We start from the raw sequence: 22,181 nt of genomic DNA, 5'->3' as shown, positions 1-22,181 counted from the left end.
CGGTGATGTGTCTGAGCGGCCGAAAGAGCTCGCCTCGAAAGCGAGAGTGGGGCAACCCACCGGGGGTTCAAATCCCTCCATCACCGCGGAGTCCGTCAGGACGAGAAACCCCCAGCTTCAGGCTGGGGGTTTCCTGCGTTCCTGGCGCTTCGGGACACCCCGCCGTCGCTTCGCGACGCGGACCCTCAGGGAGCCGGGCAGCGGGGGAGCTGCTAAGGGGTGGGTGACGGTGCAGGAGGGGACGGTGACGGCGACAGGGGTACCGATGGCGACGGCGACGGGACCCGGCACACCTGACCGTCGGTGGGCGGGGCCGCTGTGATGCTGGGGGACGGCGTACTGCCCTTGAAATCGGTGCCCACCAGCACGTCTACGGTGCCATCGACGCGATCGTCGTATTCAACTACGGGTTCGATGAACTGAGCGGCCGTCACCGCGGCCTGAACCGATTCCCGCTCGTTCGCCCGGATAACGGTGCCGACGATGCGCTCCTCCGTGTTGCCCACCTTGACCACGTTGAAGCCCGCGCGCTCGAGGTGGCCGCCCACGCGGTTGGCCAAACCACTGGTGAACCCACCGTTGAATACCCGGACAGAGATGTCCGCGGGGGTGATCATCTCGGCCGTACCAACCACGCAGGGGGTGGGCGACGGCGACGGCAACGGTTCGGTCAGCGCCTTCCATCCCCAGGTCGCACCCCAGAGGAGCAGGGCGAGCAGGCCCAGCAGCAGGATGGGGGTGGCGATGAGCCTGAAGATACGCACGGGCGAGGGTTTCCTTCGTGGTCGTCCGGTGGGGCTAGTTCAGTTCCAGGATTCTGGCGTGCAGGGTCTGCCGCTGCTGCAGCGCAGCGCGCAGAGCCCGATGAAGGCCGTCCTCCAGGTACAGATCGCCCTGGTAGGACACGACGTGGGCGAAGAGATCGCCGTAGAACGTCGAGTCCTCCTCAAGGAGGGCCTCAAGATCCAGGGTCCGCTTGGTGGTGACCAGCTCGTCCAGCCGGACCTGATGCGGCGCGATCGCGATCCACTGCTTCTGCGTGAAGCCGTGGTCCGGGTAGGGGCAGGAGTCACCAACTCGCTTGAAGATCACGAGGCCACCCTACCGTGGGGCCCGAGCGAAGAGACGTAGGTGTCCTGACTCGGCGCTGGGGACGCGCCGCCCACCCACAGATCCGCGGCGCGACCCTGTGGGCCTGTGCCAGAGTAGGGGAGTGAGCAACGAGGCACAGATCGAGACCATCACCGCGGGCTACACCTTCGACGCCCCCGCCGCGACACTGGGGGTCCTCAATGACGAGAGCCCCCTCGTCGACGCGAAGATCCGCATCCCGCTGGCCATGTTCAACCGGCACGGCCTGGTGGCCGGCGCCACCGGAACAGGCAAGACGGTGACCCTCCAGGTGCTCGCCGAGGCGCTCAGCAACGCCGGCGTCCCCGTCTTCGCCGCCGACATCAAGGGCGACCTCAGCGGCATGGCCTCGCCCGGCTCGCCGTCGGAGAAGCTGCTGGCCCGCGTCGCGAAGCAGGGCCAGGACTGGCAGCCGAAGGCATTCCCGTGCGAGTTCTACGCCCTTGGAGGCGAGGGCGTGGGGGTGCCTGTGCGCGCCACCATCTCGTCGTTCGGGCCCATCCTGTTGTCCAAGGTGCTGGGGCTCAACAAGGTGCAGGAGTCCTCGCTCGGCCTGGTGTTCCACTACGCGGACAAGGCCGGCCTCGCGCTGCTGGACCTCAAGGACCTCATCGAGCTGCTCAAGTACCTCACCTCGGACGAGGGCAAGCCCGAGCTCAAGGGCATCGGCGGCATCTCGACCGCCACCGTCGGCGTGATTCTCCGCTCGTTGATCACCGTCTCCGATCAGGGGGCGGACGTGTTCTTCGGCGAGCCCGAGTTCGACCCCGCGGAACTTCTGAGGGTGGCCCCCGACGGCCGGGGCGTGGTCTCGCTGCTGGAGCTGCCCCAGCTGTCGACGCGCCCAGCATTGTTCTCCACGTTCCTGATGTGGCTGCTGGCGGACCTCTTCACTTCGCTGCCCGAGGTGGGCGACATCGACAAGCCGAAGCTGGTGTTCTTCTTCGACGAGGCGCACCTTCTGTTCAACGACGCCTCGGACGCGTTCCTCGACTCCATCACCCAGACCGTGCGGCTCATCCGCTCCAAGGGTGTGGGCATCTTCTTCGTGACCCAGACCCCCAAGGACGTGCCCGACGACGTGCTGGCCCAGCTGGGCTCCCGCGTGCAGCACCAGCTCCGCGCCCACACCCCCAACGATGCCAAGGCCCTGCGCGCCACCGTCTCCACCTACCCCAACTCCGGCTACGACCTGGAGGAGGTCCTGCAGCAGCTCGGGATCGGGGAGGCCATCGTCACCGTGATGAGCGAGAAGGGTGCCCCCACCCCCGTGGCTTGGACGCGCATCTGGGCCCCCGAATCGCTGATGGGGCCGACGCCCGAGGATCAGCTCCGCGCAGGAGTGGCTCTGTCGTCACTGACCGCGAAGTACGGCACGCCGCTGGACAGGCACTCCGCCTACGAGGCGCTCACCCACAAGCTCGCGCAGGGGGCCGCTGCTGCCGAGGCGGAGCGCCTCGAGGCTGAGAGGGCGAAGCAGCTGCAGCAGATGGAGAAGGAGTTGGCGGCCGCCGAGAAGGAGCAGGCCCGCCTGGAGAGGGAGGCGCGGGCGGAGCAGGCCCGCCGCGACAAGGAGGCCCGCGCGGAGGAGGCCGCCCGCCGCCGCTACGAGCGGGAGAACCCGGGGCTGGTGGAGCAGGTGACCAAGTCCACCGTGTTCAAGGACCTCGTCCGCACTGCAGGGCGCGAGATCATCCGCGGCATCTTCGGCACCGGCCGGCGCAGCTGAGCGGCGCCGTCGTCACTCGACGGTGTAGCGCTCCACGTCCGGGTCGTTACGGACGCGGTCCGAGATGGCCTGCAGCTGCTCGGCGAGGCCCTGTGCGGAGAGGGTGCCGCCCAGGAACTCCGCCCACGCGGCGTTGGTCTCCGGGCCCAACCCGTAGTGGGTGACGAATCGCCACGAGAACACGTGCTCCCCGGCGTCGGCCAGCAGACGCGCCTGGGAGGTCAACGCGGTGGACTCGAGGTCCGCCGGGACGCTCTCCCGCACGATCGTCGGCATGAGATGGGTTCGGGAGAAGTGGGCGGCGGTCTCCCGCGACAGCATGGTCCGCAGCAACTCCTTGGCGCCCGCGACGTTGCGCCCGTCCCTCGGCACCAGGAACTGCTCCGTCGGGGAGGCGTGCACCGCCGAGATCGGCAGTGTGGGGGCCGCGGTGAGGGTGGGCACCGGGGCGACCGTCATCGCGAAGTCGGCAGGGGCCACCTCTGACATTTCGCTGGCGATCCACGCCCCGGCCGGATACAGCAGGCCGGCGCCCTCGCGGACCCAGGCCGCCTGAGCCGTGAGGTAGTCGCCCCCGCGCAGGACGAACCCCTCGCGGACGCAGGTCTCGAGCTGCTCCAGCACGCCCTTCACGGCGGGGTGCGCCCACGCGTCCTCGGCCAGGTTGTCCAACGCCACCCGGACCTCGTCCCCGCCCTCCTTGACGGCCGACGCGATGGCCAGCTCCTGGTAGTAGTCGGCGGCCTCATCGCCCCACACGAACAGCGACCGCCCCAGCCTGCGCGCCGCGTCGCCCAACGCCAGGATGGCATCCCATGTCTGCGGCAGCTCCCAGCCCTGGGCGGCGAACTCGGAGGCCGAATGCCACAACCCGTACACGCTCAGCGCGTAGTTGATCGCCAGGAGCCTGCCGTTGAAGGTGCCCGCGGCGAGGACGTCGTGGTACAGGGTCTCGCGCAACACCTCGCCCTCCAGGGAGGGGGACTCGACAACGTCGTCGAGTTCGACGAAACGGTCCGCCAGCGTGGCCACGGGCAGCAGCGCGGCCCCGGAGTTGTCGACCAGGTCCGGAGGGGTGGCGTCGTCTGCCAGGCGCGGCTCGACGGCGGCCCGTACATCCTCAACGGCCGTCACCCGCACCCGCACGCCGGGATAGCTGGCCTTCATGATGTCGGCGGCGAACTCGACGTAGCCGGTGCCGAACGCGCCGTCGAAGATGACGGACTCCACCGTCGAGGGGGTGACCAGTCCGAAGGGGAGTTGGCTGGGGGAGGGGGAGGAGGCAGGGGTGGCCGAGGGGGAGGACGAGGGGCCGGGTGACGGATCGCCCGGGCACGCCGTGAGCGGCGCGACGGCGGCGACGGCGAGCGCCGACAGCACGCTACGACGACTGGGACGGGTCATTGGCTTCCTCCGGGTGAGCCAGGCAACTATAGGCCACGCCCCGGCCACGCCCCGGCCACGCCCCGGCCACGCCCCGGCCACCCCCCGAACGCGGCCTCCGCCGCAGGGCTCCGATCAGCGGCCGGTGCCCGCGTAGACGGTCGCGGCCTCGTCGGCGTCCAGACCGAAGGCGGAATGGGCGGCCTGGACGGCCCGATCCACCTCGTCGGCTCCCACGATGACCGAGATCCGGATTTCCGAGGTGGAGATCATCTGCAGGTTGACCTCCGCTCCGGCCAGCGCCTCGAAGAAGGTGGCCGACACGCCCGGGTGGGAGCGCATCCCCACGCCCACCACGGACACCTTGCCGATCTGGTCGTCGTAGAGCAGCTCGTCGTAGCCGACCTCGTCCTTGATGTTCTCGAGCGCGGCGATGGCGCGGGCCCCGTCGGCCATGGGCAGCGTGAAGGAGATGTCGGTGCGCACGTCCGAGAGACGGGAGACGTTCTGCACGATCATGTCGATGTTGATGTCGTGCTCCGCGATGGCCTTGAAGATGCGCGCGGCCTCGCCGATCTTGTCCGGGACACCCGCGACCGTGACCTTGGCCTCGCCACGATCGTGCGCGACACCGGTGATGATGGCTTCTTCCATGGATTCGTCCTTGTCGATCTCGTCCTGGCTCTTCACCCAGGTACCCGGCTTGTCTGAGAAGGAGGAGCGCACGTGGACCGGCACCCCTTCGCGGCGCGCGTACTCGACGCAGCGCAAGTGGAGGATCTTGGCGCCCGAGGCGGCCATCTCCATCATGTCCTCGTACCCGATGGCGCGGATGTGGCGCGCCGACGGGACGATCCGCGGGTCCGCGGTGTAGACGCCGTCGACGTCGGAGTAGATCTCGCAGAAGTCCGCGCCGAGGGCCGCGGCCAACGCGACGGCCGTGGTGTCCGAGGCGCCGCGACCCAACGTCGTGACGTCCTTGGTGGTCTGCGACACGCCCTGGAAGCCGGCCACGATGGCCACGTTGCCCTCCTCCAGCGCCTTCTCGACGCGGCCGGGGGTGATGTCGATGATGCGGGCGTTGCCGTGGGTGGGGGTGGTGATCACGCCCGCCTGTGAGCCGGTGTAGGACACGGCGTCCACGCCGAGGTCCGACAGCGCCATCGCCAGCAGGGCGGCGGACTGGCGCTCTCCCGTCGTGAGCAGCATGTCCAGCTCCCGCGACTTCGGCTGCGGGGAGACCTGAAGCGCCAGATCCATCAGCTCGTCGGTGGTATCTCCCATGGCCGAGATGACGATGATCACGTCGTGGCCGTCCGCCCGGGTGCGGGCGATGCGCCGCGCGACGCGCTTGATCGACTCGGCGTCGGCCACCGACGACCCACCGAACTTCTGGACAATGCGACCCATGCAAGACCTCCCTGGAACCCGTCACAGGATAGTTGCCGCGGGGCATGGGCGGGAACTTCGTCCGAGGGTAGGGTCAGGCGTGTGACGCTGCCGATCCTCACCGCCGAAGAACAGCGCGTGCTCGGGTGCCTCCTGGAGAAGGAGATCACCGTCCCGGACACCTACCCCCTCACCCTCAACGCGCTCCGCAGCGCCTGCAACCAGAAGAACAGCCGCGAGCCCGTCGTCGAGTACGACGAGCGGACCGTGCAGGACGCGCTGCGCTCCCTGAAGGAACGCGGCTGGGTGCGGGTGACCTGGCTTGACTACGGCAAACGCACCCTCAAGTACGCGCAGTCGGTGGTGCCGGCGCTGGGGCTCGCCGACGACGAACGGGCGCTGCTCACGCTGCTGCTGCTGCGCGGCCCGCAGTCCGCGGGCGAGCTGAAGACCCGCGCCGAGCGGCTGCGCCCCTTCGCGGATCGGGCGGCCGTCGAGGCGTGCCTGGCGTCGATGGTGGCTCGCGAGGAGCCCCTCGTGATTCAACTCGAACGCAAACCCGGGCAGCAGGACGCCCGGTGGCTGCATCTCCTCGGTGAGCCGCCCGTCGGCGCGGCTCCGGCCGGCGTTGACCGCGAACAGGTGCTGGCGGAGGGGGCGGCCGCGCGCGATGCCGACGTCGTGGCCGCCTACGACGCTGTCGCGGCGGCCTACGCGGAGGACCGCCGGGCGCTGGGGGAGTTCGAGGAGTGGTTCCTGGCCCGGATAGTCAAGCTCGCCGGCCCGCATCGCACCGCCGACGTCGGCTGCGGGGCGGGCGCGGTCACGGCGTTCCTGGCCGAGGAGGGCGCTGATCCGGTGGGCATCGACGTCTCGACGGCGATGATCGCGGAGGCCGCCGCCCGGCACCCGAACATCGACGTCGAGGTGGGCGACATGCGCCGGCTGCTGCGCCCCACGACCGCCGCCGGGTGGGGCGCCGTCGTGGCCTGGCACTCGTTGGCGCACTTCGCGCCCAGCGAGCTCGGGGGAATCATCCGCGGCCTCGCGGAGGTGCTGCTGCCCGACGGGGTGCTCGCCCTGGCGATGGAAACCGGCGCAACCCTGGACAGGCGCGACGAGTGGTTCGGGCACGCAGTCAATCTGACTTTCGTGCGGCACGACGTGGCGGAGGTGCGCAGGGCGGTGGAGGCGGCGGGTCTCGGCTACGTCGAGACCTACCTGGTCTCCGACGACGAGCCGGTCGAGCGCCTCTACCTCATCGCCTGTGGCTGACACTCCCCGACCGGATATCCCGACGAGGTTCCCACACCTGGGCAGGAGTCCGGCACTAGCCTGGGGCCATGAATACCGTCCGGTGGGGGATCGTAGGAACAGGCGCTATCGCGCAAGGCGTCGCCGGTGACTTCCAGTTCGTCCCCGGGGCGGAGTTGGTGGCCGTCGCGTCGCGGACCAGGGGCAAGGCGCAGGAGTTCGCCGCCCACCACGACATCAGGCTCGCGTTCGGCTCCTACCGCGAGCTGCTCGAGTCCCCAGCTGTCGACGTGGTCTACATCGCCACGCCTCACCCGCAGCACCGCGACGTGGCTCTCGCGGCCATCGCCAACGGCAAGGCCGTCCTGGTTGAGAAGGCCTTCACCGCCACCCTCGCCGGGACCCAGCAGGTGGTCGATGCCGCCCGCGCGAAGGGCGTGTTCGCGATGGAGGCGATGTGGACCCGGTTCCTCCCCGTGATCGCCGCCGCGCGCGAGGTGGTGGCCTGGGGACGGATCGGCGACGTCGTCGGCGTCCAAGGCGACCTCTACTCGTTCCGCGAGTACCAACCCGAACACCGCCTCTTTGCGCCCGAGCTCGGCGGCGGCGCGATCCTGGACCTCGGCGTCTATCCGATCAGCTTCGCGCAGGCCTTCCTCGGAGACGCGAAGGAGATCTGCAGCCGGTCCCGGCTGTACCCGTCGGGTGTCGAGCGGGCCTCGGCGGTCAACCTCGTGCACGCCGGTGATGCCCTGTCGTCGCTGACGTTCGGGTTCGACGGCTACGGCCCTGGCCGGATGGTCATCGTCGGGACGAAGGGCTGGATCGAGGTGGAGCCCCGCTTCCACCACCCGTCGATGCTCACCGTGCATCGCAACGGGGTGCTTCCCCGGATCATCGAGGCGATGCCGACGGGGCGCGGGTACTCCCACGAGTTCGCGGAGGTGACCCAGCGCATCCGCGAGGGGCTGACGGAATCCCCGACGATGCCCCTCAACGACACGCTCGAGGTGATGCGGATCGCGGAGGCGTGCCTGCATCAGGCAGGCATGACACACCAGGAGGCCACCGTCGACCTGGGGTGACGGCAGCCTCCTCGTCCCCCCATATCCGGCGTGTTGGGACTGGTGGTGACCACACAATGGATGTAGCGAGTCAACCGTGGACGTCGTGACCTGTCAAGGGTCCGACGCCCACGGCAGGTGGTCAGGCCTTGCGCAGGGCCACCCTGAGGCCGAGTTCGCTGTCCTCGTCCGTGGGAGCCTCGACGGGGCCGACGGTCAGCGCAACCGCCAGCACCTCGTCGGTGATGAACTGCCGGTGAGCCTCGACGGCCTCCGCCAGCTCGGCGTCCGCCTCGAGCTCCACCATGATCCGGTCCGACACGTTCAGGCCCGCGCGCTTCCGCGACTCCTGGATGAACCGGATGGCCTCGCGAGCCAGACCCGAGCGGAGCAGCTCGGGCGTGAGCTCGAGGTCGAGAGCCACCGTCTCGCCCTGCTCGTTGACCACCGACCAGCCCTCGCGCGGGCGCTCCGTGATGAGCACGTCCTCCGGCGTGACCTCCACGGCCTCACCCTCCACGTCGAGCACCGCGCGGCCGAGGTCGCGGAGCTGGGTGGCCAGCCAGGCAGCGTCCAACTCGGTGATCGCCTTGGCGACGGTCGGGGTCCGCTTACCGAACCTTTTGCCGAGGTTGCGGAAGTTGCCCTTGGCGAAGTAGTCCACCAGATCACCGTGGGCGGCGAACGACTCGATGGACTCCACGTTGAGCTCGGCGCGGATCTCGGCCTGCAGGTCAGGCGAGAGTCGCTCGAAGATCGTCGACGGCACCAGCATCCGACGCAGCGCCTGCCGGATCTTCACCTTCGACTCTGCCCGGGCCGCGCGGCCCAGTTCGACGGTGCGGCGGGTCAGCTCCATCGCCTCGCTGAGCTCGGGGATGATGAGCGACTCGTCGGCCACCGGCCAGTCCGCGAGGTGCACAGAGTCCGGGCCCTCGGGATCCGCCGCGTAGAACAGGTCCTGCCACACGCGCTCGGTGACGAACGGCATGATCGGCGCCAGCAGGCGGGTGAGCACATTGAGCGTCTCGTGCAGCGTCCAGAGGGCGCCGTCGTCGCCCGCCCAGAACCGGCGGCGGGAGCGGCGCACGTGCCAGTTGGACAGCGTGTCGATGAACTGGCTGAGCACCGCGCCATAGTGCTGGGTGTCGAAATTGTCGAGGGCGCGGGTGGTGTCGACGATGAGCTGGTGGGTGGCCGAGGTGAGCCAGACGTCCAGCACGTGCCGCTCGGACACCGGCGGCGCCTCGCCCGAGGGCGTCCAGTTCGCGGCTCGCGCGTAGAGGGTGTGGAAGGCCACGGTGTTCCAGTAGGTGAGCAGCACCTTGCGGACCGTCTCGCCGATGGCCTGGTGGCCCACGCGACGGGCCACCCACGGCGAGCCGGAGCAGGCCATGAACCAGCGCACCGCGTCCGCGCCGTGCTGATCCATGAGCGGGATCGGCTCCAGGACGTTGCCGAGATGCTTGCTCATCTTGCGCCCGTCGTCGGCGAGGATGTGTCCGAGGCAGACGACGTTGCGGTAGGAGGACTGCTCGAATACCAGCGTGCCGATTGCCATCAGGGAATAGAACCAGCCGCGGGTCTGGTCGATGGCCTCGCAGATGAAGTCCGCCGGGTAGCGCTCGGCGAACACCTCCTCGGAGCCGGGCACGTGCGGGTAGCCCCATTGGGCGAACGGCATGGCGCCGGAGTCGAACCAGGCGTCGATCACCTCCGGAACGCGCCGCGATTCCTTCCCGCAGGTGGGGCAGGGGAAGGCGATGTCGTCGACGAAGGGGCGGTGCGGATCCAGCGCGCTCTGGTCGGTACCGGTGAGCTCGCTCAGCTCGGCACGGGACCCGACGCACACCTGATGGTCGTCCTCGCAGCGCCAGATCGGCAGCGGGGTGCCCCAGTACCGGGTCCGCGAGAGCGCCCAGTCCACGTTGTTGTTCAGCCAGTCACCGAAGCGGCCGTGCTTGATGGTCTCCGGGTGCCAGGTGGTGGCCTCGTTCTCCGCGAGCAACTGGTCCTTGATCTTGGTGGTGCGGATGTACCACGACGGCATGGCGTAGTAGAGCAACGGGGTGTGGCAGCGCCAGCAGTGCGGGTAGCTGTGCGTGTAGTCCAGCACCCGGAACATGAGGCCGCGGGCCTGGAGGTCGGCGACGATCGCCTTGTCTGCGTCCTTGAAGAACTGTCCGCCGACCAGGTCGAGGTCCTCGTCGAAGGTGCCGTCGCGGCGCACGGGATTGACGAACGGGAGGCCGTAGGCGCGGCAGACGTGCATGTCGTCCTCGCCGAACGCCGGCGCCTGGTGCACGAGGCCGGAGCCGTCCTCGGTGGTGACGTACTCGGCGAGCACCACGAAGTGGGCGGGTGCCGGGAACTCCACCAGCTCGAGGGGGCGCTGGTAGGCCCAACGTTCAAGGTCGCGGCCGGTGAAGGTGTCGGTGAGGGTCCACTCGTCGCCGAGCACCTTGTCGGCCAGGGGCTCGGCGATGACCAGGGCCTTCTGCTCCGGGTGGGTCGCCACCCGGTAGGTGACCTCCGGGTGCACCGCGACGGCGGTGTTGCTGACCAGCGTCCACGGCGTCGTCGTCCACACCAGCAGGTCCACTTCGCCGGCGAGCGGGCCGGAGGTGAGCGGGAAGCGCACGTAGATCGACGGGTCGGTGATGTCCTCGTAGCCCTGCGCGAGCTCGTGGTCCGAGAGTGCCGTGCCGCAGCGCGGGCAATACGGCGCCACGCGGTAGTCCTCCTCCAGGAGGCCCTTGCCGTGGATCTGCTTCAGCGCCCACCACAGGGACTCGACGTACTCAGGCGTCATCGTCACGTACGCCTCGTCGATGTTGACCCAGTAGCCCATCCGCTCGGTGAGCTCGGTGAACGCGTCGACGTGGCGGAGCACGGAGGTGCGGCACTGCGCGTTGAAGGCCTCGATGCCGAAGGCCTCGATGTCGGCCTTGCCCGAGAAGCCGAGTTCCTTCTCCACCGCCAGCTCGACGGGGAGGCCGTGGCAGTCCCAGCCGGCCTTCCGCTCCACGCGGTGGCCGCGCATCGTCTTGTAGCGCGGGAACAGGTCCTTGAAGACGCGGGCCTCGATGTGGTGCGTGCCCGGCATACCGTTCGCGGTGGGCGGGCCCTCGTAGAACGTCCACGGCTCGCCGCCGGCGGTGCGCTCGAGGGAGCGCGTGAAGGTGTCGCGCTCGCCCCAGAGGCTGAGGATCTCGTGCTCAAGTGCGGGGAAGTCCACCTGCGCGGGGACGGCGAGGTAGCCGGGGGTGTCCATGGTGGGGTCTTCGGTCATCGGGTGGTCCTTCTCATCGTTCTTCGCTGAGCTGTGAAGGGACGAGCCGAAGCCCGCGGTACCACCCTCCTTGGACGCCGAGGCGCCCCTCTTGTTCATGCCGCGGCCGGTTCTACTGAGCGGGGTGACCCCGCCGTTCTTCCGGCAGCTCCGAGGTGATGGCCTCATCAATGCCGTGCGGACGGGTCCATTATGCCGCACTTCGCTAGGTTGGGCTCATGGCGATCTTCGACGTCCCCCTTCGCGAGCTGCGCCGGCGCGGCACCATCAAGTGGCGGCGCTGGGAGCCCGACGTGCTGCCCCTGTTCGTCGCCGAGATGGACGCCCACCTGGCGCCGCCCATCCGGGAAGCGCTGGAACGGGCGCTGGCCGACGGTGACACCGGCTACCCGGAGCTGCCTGCCTACCAGGAGGCATTCGCCGACTACGCCGATTGGCAGTGGGGCTGGCGGATCGACGTGGCGGACCAGAAGCTCGCCACGGACGTGGTCACCGGGATGCGCGAGGCGGTCCTCGCCTGCTCCGAGCCGGGCGACGCCGTCGTGATCAACTCGCCGATCTACCCACCGTTCCGGCACGTGGTGACCAGCACCGGGCGCCGGATCGCCGACGTGCCGCTGGTATCGGATCGGTTGGATCTGGACGGGCTGGAGGCAGCGTTCGCCGAGCAGCGGCCGAAGGTGTACCTGCTGTGCTCGCCACACAACCCCAACGGGACCATCCACACCGTCGACGAGCTGGCGAAGGTCGCGGAACTGGCTGAACGTTTCGGCGTCGTGGTGGTCTCCGACGAGATTCACGCCCCCTTGGCGGGGGAGGAGCACACCCCCTACCTGGCGGTGCCTGGAGCGGCCAACGCGCTGATCGTGACGTCGGCGTCGAAGTCCTGGAACCTGGCGGCGATCAAGGCCGCGCTCATCATCGGCGACCGCGGGCTGCTGAAGAAGCTCAACCCCATGACCCCCGACGGCGCCAGCTACTTCGGAGTGCTCGCACACTCCGCAGCGCTCAACGAGGCGCGTGACTGGGTGGCCGAGGCGGCTGCGGAGGTCGCGGCGAACAAGGAGTTCTTCGCCGACGAGCTGTCACTGCAGGTCCCTGAGCTCAGCTACACGCCCTCCGCAGGCACATACCTGGCGTGGCTGGACTGCGCGGCGCTGGGGCTCGACAGCCCTGGCAAGCACTTCCACGACGTGGGGCGTGTCCGGTTCAACCTCGGCCGCGAGTTCTCACCGGAGACGAAGCAGTTCGTCCGGGTGAACCTGGCCACCTCACGGGAGATCATCGCGGAAGCGGTGGAGCGCATGTCGTCCGCGCTGGCGGGCATGCGCGCGGATTCCGCTGCTGTGCGCGCCCGGCGTGCAGAGCCGATCATCGACGAGTGGGGCCTGGCCGACGCGCCCGGTCTGGACGACGCAACCCCCCTTCTGGGCGGGTACGCGGAGGTCCCGGGAAGCGAGCCCACCGTCGGCGTACCCACCTGGCACCAGACGGCGCCGATGCCGGCCGTGACCGACGCCGGACCCCCGACCGCGCCCATGACCGCCATCATCGATGCGGGGCCGCCGACTGCGCCGATGCCGGCCGTCACCCACGCCGGACCCCCGACGGCCCCCATGCCGCTCCCTCCTCTGGCTGGGGTGCACACCAACTCGGGTGACTTCATCAACGTGACCACCGCCGTCGTGATCGGCCGCGACCCCAAGCGGGCGGCCGGGTTCATCGATGCCGACCTGCTACGGGTGCCGAGCCCGCACCTGGACATTTCGCGCAACCATCTGGCGGTCGAGGTGGCAGGGGGCGGCGATATCCTCGTGCGAGACCTCCACGCGGTCAACGGCACTCTCGTGATCCCGCCCGACGGCACGCCGTTCACCCTGCGCGACGGCGCGTCCGCGCGGGTGGAGATGATGACGATCCTCGACATCGGCGAGGGTGTGTCGCTCCGGATCGAACCGCCCCGCGGCTGACCCACCCCCGTCGGTTGAGCCGGGCCAAGCCGCGAAGCGGCGCAGCCCGCGTCGACTTGGGTTGAGCCGGGCCAAGCCGCGCCTCCCGCTGGTTGAGCCGGGCCAAGCCGCGAAGCGGCACAGCCCGCGTCGACTTGGGTTGAGCCGGGCCAAGCCGCGAAGCGGCGCAACCCGCGTCGAAACCGACCCGCGCACGGTGCGCGAAGTCGGGACCCGACGCACGGGCGGCCGTTGTCACCGTCTGGCTCTGAGTGGCCGCAACGCTGTGGTCTGGGAATGAGGCCGCCCGCGCCTCGGCTCCCGTCTCCGCGCACTAGGTTGCCGGTGGCGTCGTCGCGTTCGGGCGCGACCCGGCAGGGCGGCCTCGGTTCGGGTCCGCCGGGGCGGGACGCCAGTTGGGTGATCGTCGGGTTGGGCACCGCTGCGCAGTGCCGCCCTGCCGTCCCCCACCCTGGCTGTCACCGCAATCGCCTGACCCAGCCGCGGCGCGCACTCCCCACGCTGGTTGAGCCGGGCCAAGCCGCGAAGCGGCGCAGCCCGCGTCGAAACCGACGACTGCGTCCATCAAGACTCATCCGACGAGACAGAACACCCATCCGACGAACACAGCAACACGACGAGACTGCAGCAAACCAACTTCAGCAACTGCAGCAAACCAACGTCGACGCAGCAGCGGGCGCTTCGCGCCGCGGCTGGCTCAACCAGCGGTGGGGAGTGGCCCGCCAGCGTCGTCGCATGTCGAGAGAGGGGGCTATACCGAGGTGCGGTGGAAGTTGAGGTGCGAGCGCGACGGCGTCGGCCCGCGCTGGCCCTGGTACCGCGACCCGTACTGCGACGACCCGTACGGATGCTCCGCGGGCGAGCTGAGCTGGAAGAAGCACAGCTGGCCGATCTTCATCCCAGGCCAGAGCTTCACCGGCAGCGTCGCCATGTTGGACAGCTCGAGGGTCACGTGGCCGGAGAAGCCCGGGTCGATGAAGCCCGCCGTCGAATGCGTGAGCAGGCCGAGGCGGCCCAGCGACGACTTCCCCTCCAACCGCGCCGCGACCGCCGGACCGAGCGTGACCCGCTCGTACGTCGACCCCAGCACGAACTCGCCGGGGTGCAGCACGAACGGCTCGTCCACCGGCGTCTCGATGAGGCGGGTGAGATCCGGCTGCTCCACCGACGGGTCGATCGACGGGTAGCGGTGGTTCTCGAACACCCGGAAGAACTTGTCGAGCCGCACGTCCACGCTGGACGGCTGGACCATGCTGGGATCCCAGGGGTCGAGGAGGATCCCCCCTGTGTGGACTTCTCCGAGGATGTCGCGGTCGCTCAGCAGCATGGGCAGAGCCTAACGCCCCGCACGCCCTCAGCGACATCAGGACCATGCAGGCACGGCTAGGCTGGGTGAGCCGCGGCGCGGGCCCCGGCGACCAGCCCGACGACGGGCGGCGAGGGGTGGCGGATGAGCGTCGGGCAGGGGGGCGGCGGCGGCATGGGCGGCGGTCGGATGCTCGGGCGCCTCGCGGCGGACCCGGCGATCAAGCAGCACAAATTGGACCGCGGCACCGCCCGTCGGGTGATTGCCTACGGCTCGCCCTTCAAGGGCCTCATCATCATCTTCCTCGTCACCGTGATCGCCAGCAGCGCGTTGTCGGTGGCGCCGCTGCTGCTGTTCCAGCGGATCATCGACGACGGCGTGCTCGCGGGCGATATCGAGGTCATCATCTGGCTGGCGGTCGCCGTCGCCGGTATGGCGGTGGGGTCGGCGCTGCTGCAGATCGTGGAGCGATGGTGCTCGGCCAGGATCGGCGAGGGGCTGATCTATTCGATGCGCACCCAGATCTTCGACCACATGCTCCGGATGCCCATCGCGTTCTTCAGCCGCTCGCACACGGGGAAGCTGGTGTCGCGGCTGCAGTCGGACGTCAACGGCGCCCAGCAGGCGTTCACCTCGACGCTGTCCACCGTCGTCAGCAACTCCATCACGCTGGTGCTGGTGCTGGCGTCAATGCTGGCGCTGTCCTGGCCACTGACCCTGGCGGCGCTGGTATTGCTGCCGATCTTCATGGTGCCGGCACGGATGGTGGGCACCAAGCTGGCGGGACTGTCGCGGCTGCGGATGACCCAGAACGCGGAGATGTCGGCCACCATGACCGAGCGGTTCACCGTCTCCGGGGCGCTGCTCGTCAAGCTCTTCGGGGACCTGGACACCGAGCATCGGATCTTCGCCAAGCAGTCCAAGGACGTGGCGGACTCGGGTGTGAAGATCGCGATGATCTCGCGGGTGTTCATGACGACGATGGGGCTCGTCGGGGCGCTGGCGACGGCGCTGTTCTACGGGTTCGGCGGGGTCGCGGCGGCACAGGACGAGTTGACCGTCGGGACGCTCACGGCGCTGGTGGCACTCCTCGCCCGGCTGTACGGGCCGCTGATGCAGCTGTCCAACCTGCGGGTGGACATCATGAGCGCGCTGGTCAGCTTCGAGAGGGTCTTCGAGGTCCTGGACCTCGAACCCCTGATCGTCGACGCCCCAGATGCCAAGCCCGTCTCCGGTCCTCCTTCGGTGGCGTTCCGCGACGTATGGTTCACGTATCCGGACGCGGCGACGGTGTCGCTTGAGTCGTTGGAGCCGACGGCCGCCGCCGGGGAGTCGGCCAACCAGCCGGTGCTCAAGGGGGTGTCGTTCGAAGCTGAGCCGGGGCAGACCGTGGCGCTGGTGGGGCCGTCGGGGGCGGGGAAGACCACCATCACCCACCTGCTCGCGCGGCTGTATGACGTTGATTCCGGGAGGGTCGAGATCGCGGGGGAGGACGTGCGACGGCTGGCCCTTGCCTCGCTGCAGGATGAGATCGGCTACGTCACCCAGGACGCGCACCTGTTCCACGACACGATCGAGGCAAACCTCCGCTACGCCCGCCCGTCAGCAACGGCCGAGGAACTGTGGGCGGCGCTGGAGGCGGCGCAGATCGCGGGACTGGTGCGGCGGCTGCCCGACGGGCTGGGCACAGTCGTGGGCGAGCGCGGCTACCGGCTGAGCGGCGGGGAGCGGCAGCGGTTCGCGATCGCCCGGCTGCTCCTGAAGGCCCCGCCGATCCTGGTCCTCGACGAGGCGACGGCGCACCTGGACTCGGAGTCGGAGACGTTGGTACAGCGGGCGCTCGACACCGCCCGGGCCGGCCGCACCGCGATCGTCATCGCCCACCGGTTATCGACGGTGCGGCACGCGGACCAGATCCTCGTCGTGGAGGACGGCCGGGTCGTCGAGCGGGGAACCCACGCTGAGCTGCTGTCCGCGGGCGGGTCGTACGCCACGCTGTACGCCACCCAGTTCAGCGACTGAGGGCGCGACGGCGATCCGACCGGCTGACCGAAACGGCTGCCGGTGCCGGGAGCCGTGAGTCGAGACCCGGGCGGCCGCTGGTCCATGATCCGTTCGCACCCGCAGGTCTGCTTGGGTCGGGTCGTGAGGCCGCCCGGGCCTCGATTCCCGCCTCCCCGCACTCGTTCTGCGCGTGGCGTCGTCGGGTCCGGGTGCGGCCCGTCAGGGCGGCCCTGGCAACAGTCCGCCGAGGCGGGAGGCCAGCCGGGTGATCCCAAGGTTGGGCATCCCGACGCGGAGCCGCCCTGCCGTTCCCCACCCTCGAGGATTCGTTTCGATTCCCCATGCTCGTTTCAGCGACTGACGCCCTGGACCCAGCGAGCAAGGGGGACGGAGGCGGGGCGGCACTGCGCAGCGGTGCCCATCCTGAGGATCACCCAGCTCGCATCCCGCTCAGGTAGGCCCGGCCACAGCGCCGCCCCGACTACCGTCCTCCGGACCCGACCACGCCACAGGGCACATCAGCGGGGAGCCGGGAACCGAGGCGCGGGCGGCCCTCAATCTGCCCAGCCACAGCAATGCCACGGACGAAGATCCGACCCGCCACCAGGGGGCCGCCCGCGCGTCGGCTCCCGGATCCCCGCACAACCCGCTCTAGTGCGGAGTAGTCACGCGACCAGGGTCAGTAGGCGGAGCCCATGCCGACGTGCTTCGAGGTGGCGACGCCGTCGGCTCCGTCGAGCACCGCCCGCGACCCCGACAGTCCCAGCCGCGTCGCCCCCGCCTCGACCATCGCATTGGCCGTCGCGTAGTCGCGGATCCCGCCACTGGCCTTGACGCCCAGGCGCTCGCCCACCGTCGCCGCCATCAACTTCACCGCGTGCACCGACGCCCCGCCCGCCGGGTGGAACCCGGTGGAGGTCTTCACGTAGTCCGCGCCCGCCGCCTCGGCGGCCTTGCACGCCGCGACGATCTCGTCGTCGGTCAGCGCAGCGGACTCGATGATCACCTTCAGCAGCCCGGTGGTCGCCTCGCGCGCGGCGCGGATCTCCGCCTCGACGGCGTCAGCCCGGCCCTCCTTGAGGAGGCCGATGTTGATCACCATGTCGATCTCATCGGCGCCCAGCTGCGACGACTCCGCCGCCTCAGCAGCCTTCGTCGCAGCGGTGTGATTGCCCGAGGGGAACCCGCACACTGTGGCCACCTTCACGTCGCCCAGATCCTCTGTGATGGGCAGCATCGACGGAGACACGCATACCGAGTACAGGCCCAGCTCCCGCGCCTCCGCGACGAGCGCGGAGACCTGGGCGCGGGTGGCGTCGGTCTTCAGCAGGGTGTGGTCCACCATCTGGGCGAGCGCAGAGCGCGTGATCTCCATGGATTGTCCTTCTCTTCCTGCTGGCCCGACGGTGGGCTGTTTCAACGGCCACGAGACTACGTGGATGCGGGGCGTTCCTGGTGTTTCGGAGCGGGCTACAGCCTTGGACGGCCCGATGAGCGGGACCGACGCCGCTGGGCGCATTTTCAGTGTGGCCCCAGGGACGGTCTACCGTCCCAGAATCCCCACTGGAAAAGCCCCTCCCCCGGGGAGGTGGTCACCGGGCCGGATTCGGAGTGTGGGCCTGCGCGAGCGGCAGCGTCACCGTGAAGCACGTCCGTCCCGGCCGCGACTCCACAGAGGCCGTCCCGCCGAATCCCTCGACGACCGCGCGCACGATCGCCAGCCCCAGCCCGGTGGACTGCGCCGCCGAGTGGGCCCTCGCATCGTCGGCCCGCACGAACCGCTCGAACACCTGCGGCAGCGCCTCTTCAGGGATCCCCGGCCCGTCGTCGATCACGTGGATCACCGCGACACCCGCGCCCGCCGCGTGCCCACCGAACGGTGCCCCCGGCAGCGCGGACACGGCGGTGGTCACCGTCGTGCCGGGCGGGGTGTGGGTGCGGGCGTTGGACAGCAGGTTCACCATCACCTGGTGCAACTGGTCGGCGTCCGCCAGCACCTCGACGCCCTGCTCCGGCAGGTCCAGCATCCAGCGGTGGTCGCGGCTGACGGCCTGCGCGTCGCTGACAGCGTTGAGCACCACCTCGACGGCGTCCACAGGCCTCAGCTCCACGGATGCGTCCGCGTCCAGCCGGGCCAGTAGCAGCAGGTCGTTGACCAGCTTCGTCATCCGCTCCGATTCGGCCCCGATCCGGTTCAGCGCGTGCGGGGTCCCCTCCGGTGAACGCTGCCCCAGCTCCGCGTATCCGCGGATCGCCGCCAGGGGATTGCGTAGCTCGTGCGACGCATCTGCCACGAACCGCCGAAGCTTCGCCTCCGAGCTCTCGCGCGCCAGCAGCGCCCCCTCGACGCGCCCCAGCATCTGGTTGAACGCCGTCGACAGCCGCGTCACTTCGTTGTTCTCGGGCAGCGGCCCGGTCTCGACCCGTGGCACAGCCACCGAGCCGCGCTCCAGCTCCAGCCGGCTCACCTCGTCGGCTGTGTCCGTCAGCGCCACCAGCGGCTGGGTGGCGCTCACCAGCACCGCGCGCGTCACCGCAGCGGTGGCCGAGATCGCCACGAGGCTCACAGCTGCCGCCAACAGCGACAACCACAGCACCGTCCGCTGAATGTCCGCCACCGGTAGGCCGACCACCACCGTCCCGATCGGCGTGGCGCGCGCCTGAACCCGGTAGTCGCCGAGCCCGGGGACGCTGACGGTGTGCTTGTTGTTGTCGACCGGGACCGCGAGCAGCGCCTCCCACGCCGCCACCGTCATCGACGAGCTGGTGGATCCGTCGCCGACGACCCCGCCGAGGGCCGTGCCGTTGGTGAGCTCCGCCGCGATCACGGTGCCCACCCTCATGCCGGGGGTCTCCAGGCCGGGTGGGCCGTCGTAGGGTCCGTCGCTGCGGCTCTGACGCACCTGCGCCGCGTCGAGTTCCGCGTCGAGCTGGTTGTACAGGATGGTGCGCAGCGCCAGCACCGTGGTGAGCGCCACGAGGATGCCCATCACCGCGACCGTCAACACCAGCCGCGGCTGCAGCTGCCCCGCCAGCGACCCCCGCTGCTGCTCCCGTGTCATGCGCCCGCCGGGCGAAGCACGTAGCCGGCCCCGCGCATGGTGTGGATCATGGGCTCGCGGTCCGCGTCGATCTTCTTGCGCAGGTAGGAGATGTACAACTCGACGACGTTGGCCTGGCCGCCGAAGTCGTAGTTCCAGACGCGGTCCAGGATCTGCGCCTTCGACAGCACGCGCCTGGGGTTGCGCATGAGGAAGCGCAGCAGCTCGAACTCGGTGGCGGTCAGCTTGATCTGCGCCCCGGCCCGGGTCACCTCGTGGGAATCCTCGTCCAGCACCAGGTCGCCGACCACGAGCTGCGTGTCGAGCCGCACGCTGGTGGCGCCGCTGCGCCGCAGCAGGCCACGGAGCCGGGCGATGACCTCCTCCAGCGAGAACGGCTTGGTGACGTAGTCGTCGCCGCCGGCGGTGAGCCCGGCGACCCGATCCGACACCCCGTCGCGGGCGGTCAGGAAGATCACCGGCACGTCGGGTTGCTCGGCGCGGATGCGGCGCATCACCTCGAGGCCGTCGAAGTCCGGCAGCATCATGTCCAGCACCAGCGCGTCCGGCTGGGCCTCCCTCGCCACGCGCACCGCGTCGCTGCCGGTGGAGGCCGTGTACACGTCCCACCCCTCGTAGCGCATGGCCATCGACAGCAACTCGATCAGGCTGGGCTCGTCGTCGACGGTGAGAATGCGGATCGCGGTGCCGTCGGGGCGCGTGAGGGGATCGGTGATTGCCATGGCACTACTGTGGCACCCCACCTGGGGCCCCAGCTATGGGTTACCTGTGAGAAGTCTGTGTGCCAGGCGCCTCGTCGATGAGGCTGTCTGTCTCGTCCCTGGGGCGCACGAACAGGGCGTCCAGCCCTGCGCGTCCGGAGCCGTAGACGAGGAAGAGCAGGCCGAGCGCGGCCTGGATGGCGTTGTACTCCCAGCCGCCCAGGTGCAGGTAGAACGGGCCGTTGGCGTTCGTGGTGAGGATGATGGCCACGTTGAGCACCACGATGCCCAAACCCACCAGTGGCGTTGCGAGCCCGAACGCCAGCAGCACTCCACCGATGAGCTCGAACGCGATGGTGGTCACCACCAGCCCAGTCCCGTAGGGGAGCCCGGCTGCTTCGAGGAGGGCCACCTGGGCGTCGATGCCCGTCTCCTGCCAGCGGTGCCACCCGTGCGCCACCAGCGTGACGCCTGCGACGATGCGCGCTATCAGCAGCGCGATGTCGCGCACCACCCGCAGAAATGCCTTCATGTTCAGCCCCCAGGCTTCAGTTCGTCCTTCTTACCTCTGATCAGCCTGCCAGAACTTCTCGATCCCAGGTGCTCCAACGCCAGGCGTCCCACCATTTGCTGATTGGTGACGACGCGCTGCGACCGCCCGTTGGTGAGGAACGTCAACGCCCAGCTCAGCAGCGTGGTGACGCGCTGCTTGAACCCGGCGATGTAGAGCAGGTGCAGGAACAGCCAGGCCACCCAGGCCACGAAACCGGTGAGCTTGATGGAGCCGATCGTCGCCACCGCCGCGAACTTGGAGATGGTGGCCATGGAGCCCTTGTCCTTGTAGGTGAAGGCTCCCGGATCCCCCGCGTGCTCGATGCGCGAGCGGATCTTGGCCGCGGCGTGCCTCGCGCCCTGGATCGCCCCCTGGGCCACGCCCGGCACGCCCGGCACGGACATCAGGTCACCCACCACGAACACCTCCGGGTGCCCGGGCAGCGACAGATCCTCGGCCACCACCACACGCCCGGCGCGGTCCAGCTCGGCGCCCGACTGGTCCGCCAGCGTGCGGCCCAGCTCGTTGCCCTGGACTCCGGCAGCCCACACCTTGGCGAACGACTCGATGCGCTCCTGCGTGCCGTCCTGGTACTTGATGGTGAGGCCGTTCTCGTCGACGCCCGTGACGAGCGCGTTCAGCTTGACCTCAACCCCCAGCCGCTCCAGCGTCTTCTGCGCCTTGGCGCCCAGCTCCGGGCCGAACGGCGGCAACACCTGCGCGGCGCCGTCGATGAGGAGGACGCGCGCCGTGCTCGGGTCGATGGTGCGGAACTCGTCGCGCAGCGTCGAGGTGGCCAGCTCGCGGATCTGCCCGGCCATCTCGACGCCGGTGGGGCCGGCGCCGACGACGGCGAAGGTCAGCATCCGCCGTCGCTCCTCCTCGTCCCGGGTGAACTCGGCGATCTCGAAGGAGCTGAAGATGCGCGCGCGTAGCTCGAGGGCGTCGTCGATGGACTTCATGCCCGGCGCGAAGGTGGCGAACTGGTCGTTCCCGAAGTAGGACTGGCCGGCGCCGGCGGCGACGATGAGGGAGTCGTAGGGGGTCTCGCTGAACTGGTCGTGGAAGCGCCACTTGACCACGCGGTTGGTCAGGTCGATGTCCTCGACCAAGCCCAGGAGCACCTGGGCGTTGGACTGCCTCCGCAGGATCTCGCGGGTGGCGGGCGCGATCTCGCCCTCGGACAGCACCCCGGTGGCCACCTGGTAGAGCAGCGGCTGGAAGAGGTGGTGGGTGGTCTTCGCGATGAGCGTGACGTCGACGTCCGCCCGCTTCAGCGCCTTGGCCGCGAACAGCCCGCCGAATCCGGAGCCGATGATGACTACGCGATGCCTGCTCATGCT

16 protein-coding genes and 1 tRNA gene are annotated in these 22,181 nt (G+C 69.6%); 6 read left to right on the top strand and 11 right to left on the bottom strand.

Annotated features, from left to right (window positions below):
- Position 1: 1 nt before the first annotated feature.
- Positions 2-86 (top strand) — tRNA-Ser (locus H5398_RS02025).
- A gap of 126 nt (positions 87-212) precedes the next feature.
- On the opposite strand, the gene H5398_RS02020 is transcribed toward H5398_RS02025, so the two are convergent.
- A complete protein-coding gene (locus H5398_RS02020; protein ID WP_182798811.1) occupies positions 213-764 on the bottom strand; it encodes a LytR C-terminal domain-containing protein in 552 nt (183 codons plus the stop codon).
- 34 nt (positions 765-798) lie between these two features.
- Entirely contained in the window at positions 799-1,092 is a 294-nt protein-coding gene (locus H5398_RS02015) for a type II toxin-antitoxin system VapB family antitoxin (protein WP_182798810.1), read from the bottom strand.
- Positions 1,093-1,213: 121 nt separating this feature from the next.
- Between H5398_RS02015 and H5398_RS02010 the strand changes: the two genes are divergently transcribed.
- Complete coding sequence (locus H5398_RS02010) at positions 1,214-2,860, top strand: helicase HerA-like domain-containing protein (protein WP_182798809.1); 1,647 nt, start codon at positions 1,214-1,216, stop codon at positions 2,858-2,860.
- A gap of 12 nt (positions 2,861-2,872) precedes the next feature.
- Here the strand turns inward: H5398_RS02010 and ngcE are convergent, their stop codons facing one another.
- Both ngcE and H5398_RS02000 read right to left on the bottom strand, forming a co-directional pair.
- Entirely contained in the window at positions 2,873-4,264 is a 1,392-nt protein-coding gene (ngcE, locus tag H5398_RS02005; RefSeq protein WP_182798808.1) for an N-acetylglucosamine/diacetylchitobiose ABC transporter substrate-binding protein, read from the bottom strand.
- A 114-nt stretch (positions 4,265-4,378) separates the two neighbouring features.
- Complete coding sequence (locus tag H5398_RS02000; protein ID WP_182781501.1) at positions 4,379-5,653, bottom strand: aspartate kinase; 1,275 nt, start codon at positions 5,651-5,653, stop codon at positions 4,379-4,381.
- Between the two features lie 81 nt (positions 5,654-5,734).
- Here H5398_RS02000 and H5398_RS01995 point away from each other — a divergent pair, with 81 nt between their 5' ends.
- Positions 5,735-6,907: a DUF480 domain-containing protein gene (locus tag H5398_RS01995; protein ID WP_182798807.1), complete on the top strand. Its 1,173-nt coding sequence runs from the start codon at positions 5,735-5,737 to the stop codon at positions 6,905-6,907.
- A gap of 68 nt (positions 6,908-6,975) precedes the next feature.
- Positions 6,976-7,971, top strand: coding sequence for a Gfo/Idh/MocA family protein (locus H5398_RS01990; protein WP_182798806.1), 996 nt, complete (start codon positions 6,976-6,978; stop codon positions 7,969-7,971).
- 121 nt (positions 7,972-8,092) lie between these two features.
- On the opposite strand, the gene ileS is transcribed toward H5398_RS01990, so the two are convergent.
- Entirely contained in the window at positions 8,093-11,242 is a 3,150-nt protein-coding gene (gene ileS, locus H5398_RS01985; RefSeq protein ID WP_182798805.1) for an isoleucine--tRNA ligase, read from the bottom strand.
- A gap of 218 nt (positions 11,243-11,460) precedes the next feature.
- Here ileS and H5398_RS01980 point away from each other — a divergent pair, with 218 nt between their 5' ends.
- Positions 11,461-13,212, top strand: coding sequence for an aminotransferase class I/II-fold pyridoxal phosphate-dependent enzyme (locus H5398_RS01980; protein WP_182798804.1), 1,752 nt, complete (start codon positions 11,461-11,463; stop codon positions 13,210-13,212).
- A gap of 751 nt (positions 13,213-13,963) precedes the next feature.
- On the opposite strand, the gene dcd is transcribed toward H5398_RS01980, so the two are convergent.
- Positions 13,964-14,539, bottom strand: coding sequence for a dCTP deaminase (gene dcd / locus H5398_RS01975; protein WP_182781505.1), 576 nt, complete (start codon positions 14,537-14,539; stop codon positions 13,964-13,966).
- 123 nt (positions 14,540-14,662) lie between these two features.
- Between dcd and H5398_RS01970 the strand changes: the two genes are divergently transcribed.
- Complete coding sequence (locus H5398_RS01970; RefSeq protein ID WP_182798803.1) at positions 14,663-16,540, top strand: ABC transporter ATP-binding protein; 1,878 nt, start codon at positions 14,663-14,665, stop codon at positions 16,538-16,540.
- Between the two features lie 661 nt (positions 16,541-17,201).
- Here H5398_RS01970 and deoC read toward each other — a convergent pair.
- From deoC to H5398_RS01945, 5 genes are all read right to left on the bottom strand, one after another.
- Positions 17,202-17,897, bottom strand: a complete 696-nt coding sequence (gene deoC / locus H5398_RS01965) for a deoxyribose-phosphate aldolase (RefSeq protein ID WP_182798802.1) — start codon at positions 17,895-17,897, stop codon at positions 17,202-17,204.
- Between the two features lie 217 nt (positions 17,898-18,114).
- On the bottom strand, positions 18,115-19,584 hold the full coding sequence (locus H5398_RS01960) for an ATP-binding protein (RefSeq protein WP_182798801.1): 1,470 nt from the start codon (positions 19,582-19,584) through the stop codon (positions 18,115-18,117).
- Complete coding sequence (locus H5398_RS01955) at positions 19,581-20,306, bottom strand: response regulator transcription factor (protein WP_182781509.1); 726 nt, start codon at positions 20,304-20,306, stop codon at positions 19,581-19,583. The genes H5398_RS01960 and H5398_RS01955 overlap by 4 nt, the downstream gene beginning before the upstream one ends.
- A 40-nt stretch (positions 20,307-20,346) precedes the next feature.
- The gene (locus tag H5398_RS01950) at positions 20,347-20,817 is read right to left on the bottom strand and encodes a DoxX family protein (RefSeq protein WP_182781510.1); all 471 of its coding nucleotides are present in this window, start codon (positions 20,815-20,817) and stop codon (positions 20,347-20,349) included.
- Positions 20,818-20,819: 2 nt separating this feature from the next.
- Positions 20,820-22,178, bottom strand: a complete 1,359-nt coding sequence (locus H5398_RS01945) for an NAD(P)/FAD-dependent oxidoreductase (RefSeq protein ID WP_182798800.1) — start codon at positions 22,176-22,178, stop codon at positions 20,820-20,822.
- Positions 22,179-22,181 lie beyond the last annotated feature (3 nt).

The organism is Tessaracoccus sp. MC1679, from assembly GCF_014164775.1.
In the GTDB taxonomy this organism is placed as follows: domain Bacteria; phylum Actinomycetota; class Actinomycetes; order Propionibacteriales; family Propionibacteriaceae; genus Arachnia.
Note: the sequence above shows the minus strand (reverse complement) of the source record. Positions and strands in the feature narration are given on the sequence as shown.

Coding starts and splice junctions, on each gene's coding strand:
- ngcE (WP_182798808.1), bottom strand. CDS start 4,264: ATGACCCGTCCCAGTCGTCGTAGCGTGCTGTCGGCGCTCGCCGTCGCC.
- H5398_RS02000 (WP_182781501.1), bottom strand. CDS start 5,653: ATGGGTCGCATTGTCCAGAAGTTCGGTGGGTCGTCGGTGGCCGACGCC.
- H5398_RS01990 (WP_182798806.1), top strand. CDS start 6,976: ATGAATACCGTCCGGTGGGGGATCGTAGGAACAGGCGCTATCGCGCAA.
- ileS (WP_182798805.1), bottom strand. CDS start 11,242: ATGACCGAAGACCCCACCATGGACACCCCCGGCTACCTCGCCGTCCCC.
- H5398_RS01980 (WP_182798804.1), top strand. CDS start 11,461: ATGGCGATCTTCGACGTCCCCCTTCGCGAGCTGCGCCGGCGCGGCACC.
- dcd (WP_182781505.1), bottom strand. CDS start 14,539: ATGCTGCTGAGCGACCGCGACATCCTCGGAGAAGTCCACACAGGGGGG.
- H5398_RS01970 (WP_182798803.1), top strand. CDS start 14,663: ATGAGCGTCGGGCAGGGGGGCGGCGGCGGCATGGGCGGCGGTCGGATG.
- deoC (WP_182798802.1), bottom strand. CDS start 17,897: ATGGAGATCACGCGCTCTGCGCTCGCCCAGATGGTGGACCACACCCTG.
- H5398_RS01960 (WP_182798801.1), bottom strand. CDS start 19,584: ATGACACGGGAGCAGCAGCGGGGGTCGCTGGCGGGGCAGCTGCAGCCG.
- H5398_RS01955 (WP_182781509.1), bottom strand. CDS start 20,306: ATGGCAATCACCGATCCCCTCACGCGCCCCGACGGCACCGCGATCCGC.
- H5398_RS01950 (WP_182781510.1), bottom strand. CDS start 20,817: ATGAAGGCATTTCTGCGGGTGGTGCGCGACATCGCGCTGCTGATAGCG.
- H5398_RS01945 (WP_182798800.1), bottom strand. CDS start 22,178: ATGAGCAGGCATCGCGTAGTCATCATCGGCTCCGGATTCGGCGGGCTG.